Origin of the sequence: Siminovitchia fordii DSM 16014 = CIP 108821 (assembly GCF_000374565.1) — a bacterium.
Classification (GTDB): Bacteria; Bacillota; Bacilli; order Bacillales; family Bacillaceae_C; genus Siminovitchia; species Siminovitchia fordii.
Window position 1 is genome coordinate 12,713 of sequence record NZ_KB894685.1, and the last position, 19,868, is coordinate 32,580.

15 protein-coding genes and 1 pseudogene are annotated in these 19,868 nt (G+C 39.1%); 6 read left to right on the forward strand and 10 right to left on the reverse strand.

Going from position 1 to position 19,868, the window contains the following annotated elements; all coding sequences use genetic code 11:
• Nucleotides 1-42: 42 nt before the first annotated feature.
• Nucleotides 43-1,464 (reverse strand): aminotransferase-like domain-containing protein, encoded by a 1,422-nt coding sequence (locus tag C509_RS0100075; RefSeq protein WP_018704849.1) that lies wholly within the window; start codon nt 1,462-1,464, stop codon nt 43-45.
• A gap of 97 nt (nt 1,465-1,561) precedes the next feature.
• Here C509_RS0100075 and C509_RS0100080 point away from each other — a divergent pair, with 97 nt between their 5' ends.
• A complete protein-coding gene (locus C509_RS0100080; RefSeq protein ID WP_245542404.1) occupies nt 1,562-2,497 on the forward strand; it encodes a DMT family transporter in 936 nt (311 codons plus the stop codon).
• 204 nt (nt 2,498-2,701) lie between these two features.
• Nucleotides 2,702-3,328, forward strand: coding sequence for an aspartate/glutamate racemase family protein (locus C509_RS0100085; protein WP_018704851.1), 627 nt, complete (start codon nt 2,702-2,704; stop codon nt 3,326-3,328).
• A gap of 195 nt (nt 3,329-3,523) precedes the next feature.
• Here C509_RS0100085 and C509_RS0100090 read toward each other — a convergent pair whose 3' ends face one another.
• The 6 genes from C509_RS0100090 to C509_RS0100115 all read right to left on the reverse strand — a co-directional run bounded on the left by C509_RS0100090 (nt 3,524) and on the right by C509_RS0100115 (nt 13,592).
• A complete protein-coding gene (locus C509_RS0100090) occupies nt 3,524-4,525 on the reverse strand; it encodes a hypothetical protein (protein WP_373315300.1) in 1,002 nt (333 codons plus the stop codon).
• A 567-nt stretch (nt 4,526-5,092) separates the two neighbouring features.
• Entirely contained in the window at nt 5,093-6,589 is a 1,497-nt protein-coding gene (locus C509_RS0100095; protein ID WP_018704853.1) for an aminotransferase class I/II-fold pyridoxal phosphate-dependent enzyme, read from the reverse strand.
• 572 nt (nt 6,590-7,161) lie between these two features.
• On the reverse strand, nt 7,162-8,682 hold the full coding sequence (locus C509_RS0100100) for an amino acid permease (RefSeq protein WP_018704854.1): 1,521 nt from the start codon (nt 8,680-8,682) through the stop codon (nt 7,162-7,164).
• A gap of 149 nt (nt 8,683-8,831) precedes the next feature.
• Nucleotides 8,832-10,331: an aminotransferase class I/II-fold pyridoxal phosphate-dependent enzyme gene (locus tag C509_RS0100105; protein WP_018704855.1), complete on the reverse strand. Its 1,500-nt coding sequence runs from the start codon at nt 10,329-10,331 to the stop codon at nt 8,832-8,834.
• 282 nt (nt 10,332-10,613) lie between these two features.
• On the reverse strand, nt 10,614-12,020 hold the full coding sequence (locus C509_RS0100110) for a sigma-54 interaction domain-containing protein (RefSeq protein WP_026319600.1): 1,407 nt from the start codon (nt 12,018-12,020) through the stop codon (nt 10,614-10,616).
• Between the two features lie 258 nt (nt 12,021-12,278).
• Entirely contained in the window at nt 12,279-13,592 is a 1,314-nt protein-coding gene (locus C509_RS0100115; RefSeq protein ID WP_018704857.1) for a TolB family protein, read from the reverse strand.
• A 234-nt stretch (nt 13,593-13,826) separates the two neighbouring features.
• Here C509_RS0100115 and C509_RS0100120 point away from each other — a divergent pair, with 234 nt between their 5' ends.
• Nucleotides 13,827-15,263 (forward strand): PQQ-dependent sugar dehydrogenase, encoded by a 1,437-nt coding sequence (locus C509_RS0100120; protein ID WP_018704858.1) that lies wholly within the window; start codon nt 13,827-13,829, stop codon nt 15,261-15,263.
• Between the two features lie 525 nt (nt 15,264-15,788).
• Here C509_RS0100120 and C509_RS0100125 read toward each other — a convergent pair.
• Together C509_RS0100125 and C509_RS0100130 are read right to left on the reverse strand one after the other, a co-directional pair.
• A complete protein-coding gene (locus tag C509_RS0100125; protein ID WP_154654314.1) occupies nt 15,789-16,277 on the reverse strand; it encodes an SRPBCC family protein in 489 nt (162 codons plus the stop codon).
• Between the two features lie 15 nt (nt 16,278-16,292).
• Nucleotides 16,293-16,622, reverse strand: a complete 330-nt coding sequence (locus C509_RS0100130; RefSeq protein WP_018704860.1) for an ArsR/SmtB family transcription factor — start codon at nt 16,620-16,622, stop codon at nt 16,293-16,295.
• Between the two features lie 425 nt (nt 16,623-17,047).
• Here C509_RS0100130 and C509_RS25285 point away from each other — a divergent pair.
• A pseudogene (locus C509_RS25285) lies at nt 17,048-17,274 on the forward strand (Tn3 family transposase); the annotation flags it as partial.
• A 66-nt stretch (nt 17,275-17,340) separates the two neighbouring features.
• Here the strand turns inward: C509_RS25285 and rlmN are convergent.
• Entirely contained in the window at nt 17,341-18,408 is a 1,068-nt protein-coding gene (gene rlmN / locus C509_RS0100140; RefSeq protein ID WP_018704862.1) for a dual-specificity RNA methyltransferase RlmN, read from the reverse strand.
• 191 nt (nt 18,409-18,599) lie between these two features.
• Between rlmN and C509_RS0100145 the strand changes: the two genes are divergently transcribed.
• Both C509_RS0100145 and C509_RS0100150 read left to right on the forward strand, forming a co-directional pair.
• The gene (locus C509_RS0100145; RefSeq protein WP_018704863.1) at nt 18,600-19,067 is read left to right on the forward strand and encodes a DUF2243 domain-containing protein; all 468 of its coding nucleotides are present in this window, start codon (nt 18,600-18,602) and stop codon (nt 19,065-19,067) included.
• 14 nt (nt 19,068-19,081) lie between these two features.
• Nucleotides 19,082-19,834, forward strand: a complete 753-nt coding sequence (locus C509_RS0100150) for a cytochrome c oxidase assembly protein (protein WP_051088649.1) — start codon at nt 19,082-19,084, stop codon at nt 19,832-19,834.
• The last annotated feature ends 34 nt before the right edge of the window (nt 19,835-19,868 follow it).

Genomic DNA, 19,868 nt, shown 5'->3' on the forward strand with positions numbered 1-19,868 from the left:
ATATCTTCATTAAATATGAATTCATACATAGAATGCCCAATTTTATACATTATGTATGAGTTTTATTATTTTTTTGAGCTGAATGATCCCTTCTTCCATTTCCTTTTCGGTGGCGTAAGCATAAGAGAGTCTAATGGAGGGAGCTGGATCATTGTAAATAAAACCTGGGTTGATTAATATCGAGCGATTCAGACACTCTTTGTATAGTCTGTGCAAGTTTATTTTTTCTTTCAAAACAACCCTTATAAAAAACCCGCCTGCAGGCTTTTCCCATATGGCGTCATCAGTAAAATACTTATTTAATAAATACAAAAGAAAGTCTCTTTTTTCTTTTAGTCGTCCCCGTACCTTGATTAAGTGTTTTTCATACAGTCCGGAAGCAAGTACTTCTCTAACTAACAACTGAGATATATAGCTTGAACCGTAGTCGGTTTGCATCCTGACATCACTCAAACGCTTTACAACGGTTTCCGGACCTGCAAGCCATCCGATCCTAAGTCCGGGTGCGATTGTTTTGGAAAAACTGCCAATATATAAAACCTGCCCATGTATATCCAACGATTTTAAAGGTGGCGGAGGCGGTTCATCAATCCATAAGTCTCTGAAAATATCATCTTCAATAACAGGAAGCTGCAAGGTCTGGGACTTTTCCATTAGCAACATTCTTTGCTCAGCCTGCATTGTTGTGCCTGTCGGATTATGAAAAGTCGGATTAATGTATAAAGCAGAAGAATGTTTAAAAAAATTGTGTTGAAATAATTCATCAAGTCTCAATCCATTTCTATCAACCGCAATGGGCCTGATCGCCATTTCCTCCGGCCGGAAGAAATGGATGGAATGTAGATAAGACGGGTTCTCCAAAAAAACGGTAGCCCCTTTGTTCAATATTCCGGTTGAAATGAGTTTCAGAGCCTGTAGTGCCCCTGAAACAATCAAAATGTTTTCAGGGGCGATTGCCACACCATGCGTTAAAAGGTGTCTGCTTATTTCCTCCCGTAATCCCCTGTCTCCAAGACCATTCCCATATCCAAATTCCTTCAATTGTCTTGAAACCTTTATCAGTGACTTCTCTATTTCAACGTGAGGATATAAATCAGGTCCAAGTTCTCCTTTGCTTAACTGAATTAAATCTTTCCTTGATTCCAAATCATTAATGAGCTGTACGGTACTATCACTTGATGGCTGCATGGCCCATTGTGTCAGTTCCTTCCAGTTTGGAGGTGAAACAGAAGATAAAAGGGACCACTTGTTGTTGGTTACGTAAATCCCGCTGCCGGCAATCCCCTCAAGCAGACCTTCCGATTTTAGGATGTCAATAGCGGTAATAACAGTACTTCGATTGACTTGAAACTGTTCCGCCAATTCTCTTTGGGTTGGTATTTTAGTCCCGATTACCCACTCCCCTCTGTCAATTTTTTGCCTGATCAATTGGGCAATCCGGGCATACATCGGTACTTTCTTCATCATTCTCCCTCCTTCCCTGTCTCATGTTGTTGGTTTTTTTCTGTCTAAATTGGTTGGCGAAATGATGTAGCTTTTATTTTAATATAGAACCTATTAAATGACTATCATGATCGAAGCGGGGATGGAGATGAACAAAAGAGTAATGGTAGCCTTTATGGTGACTGTTTTGATATGGGGGTCCGCCTTTCCGGGGATCAAAGTTGGGCTTCAATCGTTCAGTCCCGAACACCTTGCATTGTTTAGAATGCTGATTGCCTCTGCAGCACTGATATTACTATCATGGGTGAGAAGAATTGAGCTGCCTGATATAAAAGATGTTCCCGTCATACTGATTCTTGGTTTTTTGGGATTTACAGTGTATCACACGGGATTAAGCTTCGGAGAGCAAACAGTAAGTGCAGGGGTTTCAAGCTTATTGGTGTCTACAACGCCGATTTTTTCGGCTATTCTAGGCACAGTGTTTTTAAAAGATCGGCTATCAAAAATCGGCTGGATCGGTTCATTTGTTGCATTTCTTGGAGTGATGCTTATCTCATTCGGTACGGGCAGTTCATTTTCAGCAATTTCCATTGGAATTGTATGGATCTTGATTGCAGCTGTTGGTGAAAGTTTCTTTTTTACCTTTGAAACGAACTATATTAAAAAATACGGAATTATCCAATTGAATATATATACGATTATTGCAGGAACTATTTTTATGATGTTATTTCTACCGGGTTTAGGTACGGAAATTCGAGAAGCATCAACCTCTTCCACACTGTCGGTGATTTATTTGGGCCTTATCCCTACAATTATTCCTTATTTTTCCTTAGCTTATGTGATTTCTAAAGCAGGAGCTGCAAAAGCTACCAGCTCACTTTACCTCACACCTGCTTCAGCTCTTTTAATTTCGTGGATGTGGCTTGGGGAAGTCCCTACTTACCTATCAGTCATTGGAGGCATCTTCACTCTAGTCGGAGTCGGTTTGTCTGCGGTTAAGGGCTCTGAAAATGACCAAGAACCGGTGGAATCTGCGAAACAGATCTCAACATAAACAAAAGTTATTATCATTGGACTGCACAAAAACCCATGAGCAGTCCTTTTATCATGCTGCAGATACCAATTTTCAAATGAAGGGAATTGTTCCTTAATCCAATTCGCCCCCTGACCTAGTGTGAGCGGTATTTCCGAATATGATTCTATAATGCCTTTGATTAAGTTATAATTAAATATAGTTAAATAGTTAGAGGTGATTCCAGTGAAAGTGGCCCTCATTTCCGCTACAAAGAATACTATTGAACCTATTGAGAAGGCTTTCGAAATATATGCACCCGATATAGAATATATCCATATATTAGATTCAGATTTATTGAAAATGATGGAAAAATCTGGATTTTTGACAGATGAGATGGTTGACCGCTTCAGGGACCTATGCATGCTTGCAGTTAAATCAAAAGTGGATGTCATCCAACTGACATGCTCCGCATTTAATGATGCAGTCGACGTGTTGAGGACAATCTTTCATGTTCCCATACTACGCTCGGACCAAGCAATGCTTGATAAAGCACTGAAATATAATAAAATCGGGCTTGTATCCACCGTCAAAGAGACGCCCATCGCCCTATGCAATTATTTAAAGAGAAGGAAACCGAACATAGAGATATTTTCCAAAGTGGATGATAGAGCATTCCAGCTTCTTTCGCAGGGGAAATTGGAGGAACATGATTACCGGGTACTATCAATGGTAGAAGGAATACAGGAGAAGGTGGATGTCATCGTGCTTTCACAATATAGCATGGAGCATGTCGCCAACCAGATCGTTTCTCGGCTCCCGATATTAACCGCAGCAAAAGAAACTGTCCTGCATCTAAAGTCTTTATCATGAATAAAGCCGGGGTTTATATTATAACGGATTCGGGTTTTAGAAGTACAAAAATAAAAAATATATAAATAGTCATATACATAACATAAAATTAACCTGCTATTTAGCTGGTTACATTATTTTTGGCTTGTTGGATTAACCACACGCTTTTTCTTTGTTTCATTTAAAAAAGGCAGCCATATTTTGGTTGCCTTAATATTACTCAAAAATAACTTCTTTATGGTCTAAAATTCTTTCTCTTTTATTCTTAACACGAGGTACATCATCGTTCTCATAATAACTGTCTAATACAGTGTTAATTTCACTCATATCTGTTTTCAGTATTTTCGGCTTGAAACGTTCAACATAAGGGTCGTTACCTATTGCTGCGCATTTAGCCATTGTGTCTAATGCAACCAAACTAAGAGGTCGTCCTTCTGCTAACCATGTTTTCATCCTCTCCCAAGTCGGAAAGCATAGAGCTGCTAACCTGCCCCAATGATCGTGAAACGCTATGCAGTTCTTTTCTATCCAATCAAGTACGTCATTTGAGCGGAATCTGTGTAAACATGAAAATGCAGAAATAGGTAGTTGTTTATCACTTAAAGATTGTAATTTTTCGAAGACGTAATTCAACCCTTCTTTAGCAGGTAAACTACTTGATGTTGCCCAAGATAATTGAATTATAAAATTCTCATCATAATGATCCCAAAGTTCTCTAACCCAATCAGAAGCAATGTCACCAAGAACGTCTGCTGCAATTTCTAACATTCTAGACTTCACTTCGTCATTCACAGTCTCATAAAATCGAGATTTAACAGAATTTAAAAGTGAAATTTTATCATGCTGGTTCAGAGCATATATTATATCATCGTCGAGAAACCATCTCGTAATTGAGAAATCTAACAACAACTCCATATCATTTTGAACATCTTCTAAGGATGGTGCCATATCATTATCAGATACATCTACTTCTTCTTCTGGTTGAGCAGCCTCTCCATCATCATCATAAAAATCATCATGTAATAAAAATTTTTTTGGAGAATGTATAACTGCTAGGTTATACCACTCAATAGGCTTGAGAGAATACCTTACTAATCTATCACGACAACCTTGACAAAGCCTGTACGGCTGATTTTCATCATCAGATTCCTCTTCAACGCTTATCGAATTTATTTTACAAGCTTCGCATAATTCAGTAGATAAGACCAAAACAACCACTCCTTATTGTATGTATTATGTCTTTTGAATTAAAAGCCTTTTTAGTGATTCCAATTCTTTTGCAGGTGTTCCTACAGCATCTTTTGCTTTGAAGGACAAACTAAAAATCGATTTGTGAACATTTAGGGTTAAAGTTTGGTGAAAAATATCTTTTTACATCACCACGAGCATTAGTTAATGGTACCGGTAGATAGAACGATCATCATCAATAACGCCATTCTGAAGCTTTAACAAGCTGTTTAATAATTCATATAAGAGCAATGGCAGTGTATGTATTGGTCCTCAATATATTTCCCTCTCTGTTCACCATGTGCCAGTTGTTTATAGTATTCAGATTTAGTTTAGGGATCCTTTTTAGAGATAGTGTGAGTATTACTTTTTATGTCCAATAACAATGATTTTAAATCATATATTAGTGTTAATGAAGGTGATAAAGATGAAAAACACCTATATATGTCAATAATAAAAAGGAGTCTAGTTTAGATGTTAAATAGACTCCCTTTTAGTATGAATATATTTATCGTACTTCCCATGCGAACCCATTATTTATATGCCCACGGCTTAAAATTATGATTTGATTACATATAGAGTTTCCATCGAATCATCCGAAGGGCTTTGGAAGTATGCCCCCATTTCGTGAAGCTGCTTGATTGTATCAACATGTCTTTTTGTTATTTCCTCACCTGGATTCAATAAGGGAATTCCAGGTGGATACGGCAAGACCGTTTCACCACATAAAGAGCCAATGGCATCATCCAATTTCACCTTATGACGCGGCCTATGAAAAGCGTCCTGCAAGCTCATATTGGGCTCATATACGGTCCCTTCCTCATCAAACATGATAATCTCTTTCTTTTCATGAGGAATGACTGCAAGCTCCTGCAATTTTTCATCGATTGCTTTGATAGCACCCACTACCTTATCAATATCTTCCTCTTTTTCATTTAAGGAGAATAGGAAGACAATATTCCGGGGGTCTCCGATTTCTGCAACTGCTCCCTGGTCATAAAAGAGGTCCAGCAATTCATAACCAGAAACAACTTCATCTTTTGAAGAAATGATCCATTTTAGAGGATCCCTTCGTTGGACCTCGGAGCTACCTCCCCAGATTGAAAGTGATTTTAACTCTAATGATAGTTCTGTCCTCTTTTTTTCCAATCTTTGTACAGTCTCTCTTAAATGTTCCCTTCCGTGCTCCACCAAATATCTTCTGGCAAGATCGAGTGAACCAAGAAGCAAATACGATGGGCTGGTTGATTGGATCATACCGAGTACTCTTGCCAACCGTTCGAGATCCACCAAGTCCCCTTTGACATGGAGCATTGAGGACATATGCATGGAGGTAAGCATCTTATGAGTGGATTGGATCACGAGGTTTGCTCCCATCGAAAGCGCTGAAGGTGGAACTTCCTCAGCTTGACCGAAATGTGCACCGTGTGCTTCGTCTACAATTAACGGGATCCCTTGCTGTCGGCAAATTTCCGCTAACCGGGATATGTCCTGGCTCATACCGTAATAATTCGGATTCGTAACCCATACCCCTTTTACATCGGGATTTTCTGCTAATGCCGCTTCTATATGATGAAGCTCGGCTACCATTGCCGTCTTTGTTTCAGATTCAATAGCCGGAGCCATATAAATCGAATGGGCACCAGCAAGCAGCAATCCATTGAAAACCGACTTATGCATGTTGCGCTGAACCAGGATTTTGTCTCCCGGGCTGCAAAGTGTAAGTGCAATTCCAAGGTTTCCGATTGTACTTCCGCCAACAAGAAAGAATGTTCGATCAGCTCCAAAAGCATCCGCTGCAAGCGTTTGTGCTTCCAAGATCGAGTCAGTTGGCTGATGCAGATCATCAATCCCTTTTATACAAGTGGCGTCAATTTTTAATATCTTGGAAAAATGATGTTGGGCAGCTTTATCAAATACTCGTCCGTCTTTGTGCCCAGGCACATGCATCGAGGTGCGGTTTGTTTCTTCGTATATACAAAGCGCTTCATAAAGCGGAGCTTTAGTGTGGTCCAACGTATTTGTTTTCCCTGCAGATACTTTTGTTATATTCATATAGGTTCCCCCATTCATTGTTGGCTGTTCTCATATACTTTTACTTCCAGACTCATTCTGGATTCGTGATTGTCAAGAGTTGATCGTTCCGGTTAAAAGTTATAAGACCGGTTCACAATATTTTTCAACCATTACACATTTATGTATTCGCTTACAAATTACTTTTGTAAAAACTGGGATACTCCTCTAAATGTAATCACTCTTTTTAAAGGGGTCTTAATATTACTGTAATATAGATTGATAGTATTATAATCTTCCAATTTCGTCAATTGACGGAATTCTAAAATTTTTCTACACGTTACCTGTTGGGGAATGTCTGATAAAAACAAGATAAACGTAGATTACCTTAAAAAGACACCTTTTTATTGCATCTTATGACCACTTCAACCATCCTTGTCATGTCCTCATTCTTTTCTATTTAATATTTACTAAATCTAGTGCTCTAAGAACAAAAGTTAAATGTAAAAATGAATATTTATGTAAAATAGCCGCAATCTTTGAATTAAACATCAAGATTGCGGCTGGAGGATTTTAGACAGTAGTCCCCTCTAATTCTCTTTTTTCACTTCATTTCATTGAGTCGATTTTTCGCTCTTGTCTCCAACTACATTGAAGTCACATTCTTTCAATGGGACAATTTTCGTTTTCTTAACAACCTTATATCCCAGCCAAACGGCTATGAACAACGGAAGTCCAATATATGAGACAAGTGCGCCATTCCAGTCGATGGATCCATTTGTAAAAGCGCTGTAGTTTTGTCCAAGGATAACTAAAATACATAGGGCAAGGGCAAACAGAGGTCCAAAAGGGAACCATTTCGCTCTGTACGGAAGGTCATCAAGACTCCGTCCTTGTGCCACATATGCTCTCCGGAACCGGTAATGGCTTAGTGAGATGCCTACCCAAGCAATAAAGCCCGACATCCCTGATGCATTCAACAACCAAATATAGACGGCGCCGTCCCCAAAGAAAGAGGCAAGGAAGGCTAAGCATCCTACCAATGATGTTGCAACCAAAGCACGGACAGGTACGCCTCTTTTATCAAGTTGTCCAAAGAATTTGGGGGCCTTTCCTTCCCTTGCCAGATCCCATAACATTCGGGTAGAAGCATACAATCCTGAGCTGCCGGCAGACATTACGGAAGTTAAAATGATCGCATTCATGACAGATGCAGCAAAAGCGATGCCTGCCTGATCAAACACTAGAGTGAAAGGGCTTACGGTTACATCCTCGCTTGCCAGACTTTCCGTCGTATATGGAATAATTAAGCTGATGACTAATATGGCGAAAATATAGAACAGAAGTATTCGCCAAAAAACAGAACGGACCGCTTTGGGAATGGATTTGGAAGGGTTGTCCGTTTCACCGGCAGCCACTCCAAAAAGTTCAGTTCCCTGAAAGGAATATCCGGCTGCCATGAATATCCCTAAAATCGTCATAAAACCGCCGTTAAACGGTCCTTCCCCTACATTAAAATTTTTAAATCCGATGAACTCTCCACCCATAATTCCAAAAATCATCAGAACACCGACAATCAAGAAAACAATAACGGTTACAACTTTAATCATGGAAAACCAATATTCTGACTCACCAAAGCCTTTGACAGAAAGATAGTTCAATAGAAAGATAATCCCTAAACATAACCCGCTCCAGAGGAAGGAAGGACTGTCAGGGAACCAGAATTTCATAATTAAGGTAACCGCTGCCAATTCTGAAGCGATTGTAATGGCCCAGTTATACCAATAGTTCCAGCCAAGAGCGAACCCAAGTGCTGGATCGACAAAACGGGAGCCATACGTGCTGAAAGAACCGGCCACAGGCATAAAAGCTGACATTTCTGCTAGACTGACCATGACGAAATAAACCATCATTCCAATTGCGCCGTAGGCAAGTAGCGCACCGCCAGGTCCCGCAGTATGAATCGCTGTTCCACTTGCAAGAAATAAACCGGTTCCAATTGTGCCGCCAAGAGCGATCATTGTTAAGTGTCTTGACTTTAAATTCCTTTTTAATTCCTGTACAGGTTCACCTGCTGTTGTGCTTATAGATTCATTTTTTGCAACATAAGTTTGTTCGGCGGCATGATTTGACATAAAAACGAGTTCCTCCTTTTACATGGTGTCGAATGGGGTTTTTCTCCCATTTTTTGGTTTGAAGGAGTAATTTTGTCTTCCCTCATTCAGCTCGTTTAATTATTTAGAGAGTCCAGCCGCATTTGTGAGTGCGGCTGGATTATTAGCGATTATTTTATAACGTAGATTGTTTGCATAGTATCATCAGACGGACTTTGGAAATAAGCACCCATTTCATGGAGCTGCTTGATTGTATCCACGTGGGTTTGAGTAATTTCTTCGCCCGGTGTCAGAAGCGGTATTCCCGGAGGATACGGAAGAACGGTTTCCGCACAATAAGAACCAACTGCTTCTTCCAATTTCATGCGATGGCGAGGCTTGTGAAATGCCGTACCGAGAGATAATGCCGGTTTCTGCAACGTCCCTTCTTCTGCAAAAAGTACAATATCTTTCGTCTCCTGCTTTGTGAACGCCATTTGCTTCAATTTTTTGTCAATAGCTTTGATTGCATCAACTACTTTGTCAATATCTTCTTCATTTTCATTCAGAGAGAACAAAAATACGATATTACGCGGATCGCTGATTTCAGCTGTACATCCTTCTTCATAGAATAAATCCAGCAATTGATATCCTGTTACCGTTTCATCCTTGCAGGAAATGATCCATTTCAACGGGTCTCTTCTGTGAACTTCGACGCTTCCTTCCCAAATGGCGAGTGTCTTCAATTCTTCAGTGAGACGGATCCTTCTTTTTTCCAGACGTTCAACTGTTTCTTTTAATTCATCTCTTCCTTTTTCAACCAAATACCTTCTAGCCAGATCCAACGAAGCTAGTAAAGGATAAGAAGGGCTCGTAGATTGGATCATGCCGAGTACTTGTGCCAATCGTTCGCGATTGATCAAGTCTCCTTTTACATGAAGCATGGATGCCATTGTCATTGCAGTCAACATTTTGTGAGTGGATTGTACGACGAGATCTGCCCCTTGGGAAAGCGCTGAAGGCGGGACCGACTCTGATTGGCCGAAATGGGCTCCATGTGCTTCATCAACGATTAACGGGATGCCTGCATTATGGCAGGTTTCAGCCAGTTGTGAAACATTTTGGCTCATACCATAATAGTTGGGATTCGTAATCCAGACAGCTTTTGCATCCGGGTGCTGCTTCAAAGCCTCTTCGATATAGAAGATATCTGAAACCATTGCCGCTTTTGTTGTTGATTCAATAGCTGGTGCAATATAAATCGGATGTGCCCCTGCCAACAACAACCCATGGAAAACCGATTTGTGCATATTACGCTGAACAAGGATCTTATCTCCAGGTCCGCATAAAGTGAGGGCTGCTCCGATATTACCAATTGTACTACCTCCGACGAGGAAAAAAGTATGATCAGAACCAAACGCATCCGCAGCAAGAGTTTGTGCATCCGCAATAAAATCTGTCGGATGGTGAAGGTCATCAATTCCTACAGACTCAGTAGCATCTATCTTTAGAACATCATAAAAGTGATCATACCCTTTCTTGTCGAAAACGCGCCCATCCTTATGGCCTGGAACGTGCATAGATGTTCTTTTGCTTTCTTCATATTCGCAAAGCGCCTCATAAAGTGGAGCTTCGGCGTGGTTTAATTTTGGTTTTGTCAATTTTTCAACCTTAGAAATGTCTAAACTCATAACAACTTCTCCTCCCAATATTTTTCTATCTAATCTTATTAAGAGAATCCATAATAAAAAGAAGAAAGTGGCACCGTTTACAAAGATGCCGATTTAATTGTATCACTTCTTTCGTGGAGCTCAATTAAATATAATGCAATTTTCGTGCCATCACAATAATTTTTGTAAAGAAACAAGAAAAAGCTCTGATTTAAAGGTATTCCATTAAAAAAAATTTTGCCTCTCTTGTGGAGGCATATAGTTAAAAATTAAAAAAACCGCCCAATTTTCGGCGGTTTATTCTCAGTCATGTATTTTTGTCATCTTATACTGCAGTGTTTGTCGAGGAATGTTCAACAGTTTTGCAGCCCGCTGTATATTGCCATCAGTTTTTCTCAAGGCTTCAGTAATCAGATTTCTTTCCGTTTCCATCAAAGCCTCTCTTAACGGCATGAGGCGAGTATCGTCACTCCTTCTGGAGTCAGCATTATTGCAGCCTGCGATATGCTGGGGAATATGATCTATTGTAATGTTGTGCCCGTCCATAACATTCATCGCGGACTCAATGGCATGTTCCAGCTCCCGTACATTGCCGGGCCAGGTATATGCATTGAACAAATCCAATACTTCTTCACTGATTTGGGTTACAAGTTTGCCGAATTGAAAATTATATTTTCGTACAAAATGCTCTACCAATATCGCTATGTCGCCTTTTCTTTCCCGAAGGGGAGGAATGTCCAAGTTGACAACATTCAATCGGTAATACAAGTCAGAACGCAATGTTTTTTCCTCTATGCATTTTTCTGCCGGTTCATTCATGGCGGCAATGATTCGGACATTTACGGGGTTCTCTTTTGTTCCCCCTACCCTACGAATCAGCCCGTTTTCAAGCACTCTCAATAATTTCGCCTGGATATCGAGCGGCATGGAATTGATTTCATCGAGAAACAGCGTTCCTCCATTTGCAATTTCGAACAATCCTGGACGGTCTGTTGCACCAGTATAGCTTCCTTTGGCGGTTCCAAACAAGATCCCTTCCAAAAGTGATGAAGGAATGGCTGCACAATTTTGAGCGATGAATGGCTCCGTTTTTCGAGGTGATGCATTATGGATGGCCTGAACGAACAATTCTTTGCCGGTTCCCGTTTCCCCATATATCAATATGGGTGACGATGTTTGGGCGACCTTCGCCGCTTTTTCCTTTAGTTCTTTGAAAGTATGATCACTCGTGATAATGTCAATGAACCGGTACCTTGCACCCGACTCTCCTTTCGGAGATTTGCTTTGACTTGCTGCGGGCTCCACTTTAGCCTGCAGATCAAGTAATTTTTCCGACAACTGCTTGATCCTTGTTAGGTCTTTAGCAATTTCTACAGCTCCGACTATTTCCCCATCTACTGTAATCGGGAGAGTAGTATTGACAGTATCAATCAATACACCTCGTATATTATAGTATGATTGATGCTGATTGTGGATGGGTTTCCCGGTATGAATGACCTTTAGTAATGTACTCGTTTCTACTGTCAAGGAAGGAAATACGTCCAATACATGCTTTCCCAAGACTTCTTCCCCTTCTACTCCATCAAGCTTTGCTGCAACATGGTTATAAAAAATGGTTACACCATTTGCGTCGACTGCATGAATTCCTTCATCAATCGTACTTAAAATCGAATGGAGAATTTCCTTATCTTTCGTGTCTGTCAAATTCAATAGCACGGAAATCATCTCCTTTACCGTTTGGCCTTTAATTCAAATAAAACGTGCCGAATTTTCGTCGAAAATGCGCCGGAATTTCGGCACCCTATTAGTATATGCTATTTTAGAAAGGAAATCATCAACGAAAAGGTATTTTAATAGATGAGGACTATTGATGCAGAAATTGCTGTATAACCTGAGCCGAATTTTTATTAATCATACACTTAAATGTTTCGATTTTTATATCTAATGCGTACAGTTTTTATTATCCTTTTATTTAGCAAAGCGTTTAAAAATTAATATAAATAAGACAACAATAAAGGAACAACCTAAAATACCCGCAGCCAACATCCCAAGCCCGATTCCATACCAAGGATTAACCATTGCGGCTACTGCAAAGCTCGAAATAAAGGCGAGGATCCCAATTGCCAAGCTAACGGTAACAGGCAGATACATCTTACCTGGATAATAATAATGAAGGTACACACTCAGTAAACTAAGCAATAACATATACAAAATAGCAAGTGTTAAACTGTTTACAGTATGATTAAGCATTTGTATGAAACGATTACCACCTTTTGATTGAGGTGTATCTAGTTTAACTGCTTCAAGGCTGTGCGTCGTTACATTCAATATCATTAATTGATATTCGGACGGCTCATCTGGCCAATTTGTGTTTTCTAAAAAAGCGATTTTGTTTTCCTTGTGAAAAAATACCGGAGAAGTCACCGCTTTTTTTAAATCTGTTAATCTCTCCATCTTCTTAGTTTCCAAGTTTAGTAAAAATAAGTCATACTTAAAAAGTGACTTTTCTTGAGATTCTCTTGAAACATCCGTAAACGCCAACTGCTTTCCACTTGGCGACAATTGTGGTTCATTAAATGATTGTTTATTTGCTATCTTTGCAGGAAGAATCGACGGTTTTGTATTCACTTTGCCACTTTCGAGTGAGTATGAATAGATCCGTTCGTTCAAGCCATCAAATTCGCTATAATAAATATTTTGTCCATCAGGAGAAAGGGAGAGGTTATTCATTGAAAAATGATCAGCATCCGTCAATTTTTGTATATGTCCCCCTTCTGCATCGACTGAAAACAAGTCAAATCCCTCTCTAGATTCTTCTCCTTTTCTATATTCCTCTGCTTCTACTGCAACGAAAAAGATCGTTTCCCCATCATGCGAAAAAATGGCGTCCGTGACGTGAAACCCATGGTGGGTCAATTGTCTTGCTTCGCTTCCATCTTGGTTCATCACATGTAGAGTATGAATTCCTTTTGAATCTTTGCTTAAAAAAACAAGCTTTTTTCCATCCGGCGAAAAGGTCGGGCTGTGATCACGCTGCTCCTTTAAGTTGGTTATTTTCTTTACACCATCACCATCAGGATTCGCCGTATAAATAGATTCTTTCCCATCTATAAAGTAAGAAAAAGCAATTTTCGAATCATCTGGAGCTACACTAATTCTTTCTCCGAGCCCGGTGAAATATCGGTACGGATCATCAATTCTCAAAATAGCGTAAAGTAACGTTCCTAAAAATAAAATAAAAATCACGCCAATTGCTAGTAAAAAAATACGTTTTCGTTTCATTGTTGATTCCTGCCTTTTTTGTTATATAGCAAAAGTATCATAGAATCCCGTCTGTAATAATCCCAGCATTCTTATTTCTTTCAAATTATACTACTTTTTAAAGATTGCTAAAGGAAAAAAGTACGTTAGTCCTGCAATTTGTTATCAGATGACCCTGCTCTGATTTGGTACTATTGGAACAGTTTTTATCATATTCTTTTAAAAAGAACACTATAAGAAGGGGTGTTAAGTTCGTTGGTAAATGTTAAGGTTAATTTACGGCCCATTGTAAGAAAGGTTAACTTACCCACTGTTTTGAAAACAGCTACACTTCCGGGTGACTCAATTGAAACATTATTTATAGCAACGCAGGTAGGAGAGATTTTTTACATTAGAAACAGAGTTATAAGAACTTTTTTAGATATTCGTCCGCAAATCATAAAACTGGGTACTTCTGAACCAGGTGTTTCTGGTAGTGGATATGATGAACGGGGATTGATTGGACTAGCATTCCATCCTCATTTTTATTATAACGGTCTGTTTTATCTTCATTATTCAGTAGCTGGAACACAAGGTCCAGGTGCTCTTTCTGAACGTTTTAAGCCTAACCCGTGTGATCCCAAAACTTTAAACTTAAGATGGATCAATAGAGAAACCCACTATGATCATATCGATACAGTTGAGGAATGGATTTTACAATCAAATGGTCAACCTCAAAAACGACGGACATTACTTAACTTAAGAAGACCCTTTTTTAATCATAACGGTGTCAATAGCTTAAACTTTTCACCTGAAACAGGAAAACTTGTTTTAACAACCGGAGATGGCGGATCAGGCTATGATCCATTTAATTTAAGTCAGGATGATATGGAGATTGCCGGGAAAATAATTGAAATTGATGTAGTAAAAAATACTTTTATCAATAATCCACCCATAGTAACGCGTTTTAATGAACTTCCTGTACCTGTTCAGGAAACGCTTACGGTCATTGCCAAAGGGGTTCGAAATATACCAGGCATTTCATTTCAAAGGTATAATAATCAGTACATCAAATATGTGGGAAATGTCGGACAGGATTTGGCAGAGTCGATTTTTTCATTCGTTTATTATAAACCAATACCGGTTACTCAGCTTGTTCAAGCTTCTTCATTGAAATCTGAACCTGACCAAGAAGGATTTATTAACTTTGGCTGGCGAGGGTGGGAAGGTGCTTTTCCTACTTCGATTATAAGGGGCTGCGCTGAAAATCCGACTTTGGATGAGAAAACAATTGCTTATTATAATGAAACAATAAAAACTTCAGTAAAGCGACTTCAACCTTTAACTAGTTATTATCACAAAGATCCCCGATCCGATAAGTTTGGAGGAACTGCACTTACAGGAGTGCAAGCCTATATGGGGAATGGAATCCCCGATTTAAAGGGTTGTGTTGTTTTTACCGATCTTGCCCGGAATGAAGGATCTCAACCTCCGGTTAGAGGGGTTTTAGGTTATACCAGGGTAAGAGCAGATTGTAAACTAAATGATTTTAGCATTATCAATACCGATTATAATTTTGGGACGCAATCAGCTTATTATGTTAGTCTGGGAACAAATCTGAATCAAACCAGACTGTATTTAGGGGTTTATGGATCTATGAAAGTGACTGATTTAAACCAAGGTACCGTTTTTGAAATTGTTCCGGATTCATAACAATAAATCCATATCTTTTTGATAGATCCGCCAAAAAATAATCATGCTCACTCTTTAAGATATTTTTAAGGGCGACGAACATTCTCAATTTATAGAAATTTACATTTCTCTTACAACTGAATAATAACCATTAGTGAAAGGATTTTCTCTTGCTCCGTAGTTACCTAACTAATATTTAACAATTGTTGTTACCCCACGTTCTGTTCATAATGTCCGAAGTGTCAACTCTTCTAACCATCCTTTGGATTAAGATTGTATTTTCCATACTTGTTTTGATAGAAATGACTCCCAATATTTATCGTAATCAGTTCCGGATTCTCAAGAACACGGTTTATTTAATATCATGCCATTGTTGCACAGGTATTTCATATCATTCAATGACGTCGCTTACTTCCATATACTTTTCTAAATAAACAAAGAAGTAATGACGTCCAAGCCCATCGACCTCGTTTGAATAGATAAAAGAGTTGCCGATCTATAAAAGATCACCAACCCTTTATACTACCTTAAAATTATCCTAAATGGTTAGCTGATTATCTTCAACTGTTCGCCAAGCCGTTCAAGGGTTTGACTTGCACCCTCAATTGCTCCATACTCTTTTACCACTTTTTCTCTAATTTCTGCAGAAGGAAAAATCATTCGCATTGTAAGTACTGTTTTATTGTCCTGCTCGAATAAGGTGACAATTGTTTGGAATTGACCTGGATCATCCTCTACATCATCGCTCGATGTGTAAACGATACGCTCTGGCTTTACAATTTCATGAAAGGATATCCTGTTTGGAAAATCAACACCATCCGGTCCTTTCATAATAAATCTCCAGTGACCTCCTGGTCTTATATCAATTTCAGAAGTCTTAATAGAAAAACCTTTTGGTCCCCACCAGTTTACTATATGCTCTGGTTCCGTCCACGCCTTCCAGACAAGTTCTCTTGGCGCATTAAAAACTCGATTAACAATGAGATCTGCTCCTTCAACTTCCACTGTTGTCTGTTTATTCGTATTAATTCCCATCATATAAAACCTCCATTATTCTTTATTTTCATTTTCCTTTTGCATTTTCATCAAATAATCATCCAAGTTATTAAATTTCTCATCCCAAATTTTACGATAAGACGCTAGCCAATTATCCAATTGAATAAATGGCTCAGAACGCAAATGGTAGATACGCCGATTTCCCTTCACTTCTGCTGTTACTATACCAGCATCACTTAGTACACGAAGGTGTTTAGAAGCCTGAGGCTGGCGTATTTGTAGGCGATTTGCAATTTCCCCAACAGTAAGTGGGCCATCCCGTAAAAGATCAATAATTTTTAAACGATTGGATTCGGCAAAAGCACTCAAAGTAGTTGTATCCATATATAGAATCTACCTCAATCCGTAAAAAAGCTAAATTTAAACCATTCTTTTAATTTACTGTGAATACACTTAGTTCCAATTGGCCCTCCCAACTTGCACTTCACCTTCAATGTAACGTATTTAAGCTTTTGAAGTGCTATTATGCTTTTGTATTCCTTAAAAAGAATATACCACACAAGTAATATTCCTGTAAAGGGATATTTAAAAATGTTTTTATATCTATTTTATAGAAAAATGTAACAACCTCCCTCACTTTAAGTACATTTCTTCACAAACTGTTCTGTTGCTTATCATAATATCCAACTGATTTTCTGAAAATAAGCACCGAAAACGGCCGTTTACGGTACTTATAATCATTGTATTAATTCATAGAACCAAAACTCATTCCAAAATCAAAGTAACATTTTTAATATCTAACACCAAACGTTATTAAAGAAAACTTTGATGATGTATTAATGTTGGCACATTCAATTCGAGAAGATTCCGGATCATTAATCATGGGAAAATTAGGTTCATAAGCAAGGCAAAATAAAATAGCTACAGCTCCTCGAGAGATTAGGAGAATTGAAAAAACAACCTTTATTCTTGACTATATTACGAATGAAACATTAAAACGAAGGTACATCGTGGACTAAATAAAGGAGAAGCCATGACATGAGCATTTGACCGTAACATAAAAAAACGAATGATCCCTGTTGATCATTCGTTTTTTCAAATGCTAAACCGCTGATTTCCTCTTCTTAATCTGCTTGCTTCTTAATTGCCCGCATGCTGCATCTATATCAGTGCCCTGTTCCATTCTGACCCCGCAATGGATCCCTTTTTTCTTTAATGTATCAAAGAATATACGAATGGCCTCAGGCTCACTTCGCTGATACTGTCCATGTTCATCAACTGGGTTGTACGGTATCAGGTTTACGTATGCAAGATGTTTTCTCTTTTCCAGCAGCTTGGCCAATTCCAAAGCTTCTTTCTCATGGTCGTTCACATCTCTTAATAAAATATACTCTATCGTTACCCTTCTGTTGGTTTTATCCAGATAATAATCAAGTGCCTCCATTAGCTTGGCTATCGGAAAAGCCCTATTGATTTTCATGATCTGTGTACGAAGTTCATCGTTTGGAGCATGCAGTGACAAGGCTAAATTCACTTGCAGGTTTTCATCCGCAAAGTCATAGATTTTATGTGCCAACCCGCTAGTTGATACTGTGATATGCCTTGCACCGATTGCCAGTCCCTTGGGATCGTTAACGACCCGCAGGAAATTCATCAGGTTTGTATAGTTGTCAAATGGTTCACCAATTCCCATAACGACAATATGGCTTACACGTTCATCCTTACCCCGTTTATCAAGATATTTTTGTACTTGCATGATTTGGCCAACAATCTCACCGCTATTTAGGTCCCGGTTTTTCTTCAACAGACCGCTGGCACAGAAGCTGCAGCCGATATTACACCCAAACTGCGTTGTGACACAGACGGAAAGGCCATAATGGAAGGACATCAAGACGGTCTCTATCAGGTTGCCGTCTTCCAATTCAAATAGAAATTTGATGGTTCCATCCTCTGACTCCTGTTTAACGGCCTGCTTCAACGTTTGAATGGCGAAATGCTCATCCAACAGTTCCAGGCAGTCCCTATTAACGTTTTTCATCTCCGAAAAACTGTCTACCCTCTTTGTATATAACCAATCCCACACTTGTTGTGCACGAAATTTTTTCTGTCCACGCTCTACGAGCCATTCTGCCAATTGGTCTATCGTCAAACTATATATTGATTTTTTCAATTAAAACCCTCTTTTCAAATAAATCCATGCTGTTATTATAATACTAGCATAAATAGAAGGAAACAACCTATTTTCGGCTATGGCTCAAGAATTTGATAGGTAGGAAATGTAAGGGTTACTGATACTGTTTACCTCCTGTAAAGATGGGAAGAATGATACTAACTTATTTAAACAGGAGAGCTTTGTTACTTATGAGCAGCAAATCCAGTATTTCAAATAAAATATTTTCAAAACGGAACCTCCTATCTGGTTTTTTGTTCGGTGTAGGTTTGATAGCCTTTGTTGATGAAGCCGTATTTCATCAATTGTTGCAGTGGCATCATTTCTATGATAAATCCACCACTCAAATTGGTCTGATATCTGACGGTTTTTTCCACGCGTTTAGTTGGTTTGCAACAGTAGGAGGATTGTTTATGATGGCTGATCTTCGTCGCCGCGGAAAGTTAAACCTCACGAATTGGTGGGGTGGTATGCTGTTGGGGGCAGGAGGATTCCAGCTTTACGACGGTTTGATCCAGCACAAAATGATGCGGATCCACCAAGTCCGTTATGTTGATAATATTCTTTTATATGATTTTGTCTGGAATCTGGTAGGGGCTTTGTTACTTATTTCCGGAATTGCCTTAACAAAAAGTATCGTAAGGAGAAGAGACTCTTGAAGGTTTGGGAACTGATGTTCATCTTGTTCTTTCTTTCGTCTATAGGGTTCTATATCATGGCTGGAATTATAACAAGCAAACAACTGCACTTGAAAAAATGGCCCATTTACCGATATTTACTATGGATAGCCGGGGTTTCATCAGCAGCCTACACAGTCATAGGGCCCCTTGCCCAAAAGGCCCATTCTGATTTTATCATTCATATGTCAGCACATCTGCTCCTTGGTATGTTAGCCCCTTTACTCCTTGTACTTGCCGCACCCGTTACGCTTTTGTTGAGAAGCTTGGAAACAACTAACGCCCGCCGTGTCGTCAAGTTATTAAAAAGCGCTCCAGTTCAACTTGTAAGCCATCCGATTATTGCCTCTATCCTGAACATCGGAGGACTATGGGTCTTATATACAACCAGATTGTATGAGGCCATGCACAATCAGATGTCAGTACAAATATTGGTTCACATTCATATTTTTTTGGCAGGTTATGTCTTCACCGCAGCAATAATATATATTGATCCTGTTTCATACCGATTTAGTTATTTATACAGGGCAATCGTTTTTATTCTATCTTTGGGAGGTCATCAAATACTGGCCAAACATATTTATGCCCATCCACCTGCCCATGTCTCCTTGGATGAGGCTCAAGCAGGTGGAATACTAATGTACTATGGCGGCGATCTTATTGATCTTATGATCATCATTATTTTTTGTTGGCAGTGGTATCATTCAGCAAGGCCGCGTGATACAGTTGAAGTAAGCCAAAGCAGTTGATAAGAAAAATAAGATCTATTAATTTTGAAGTTAA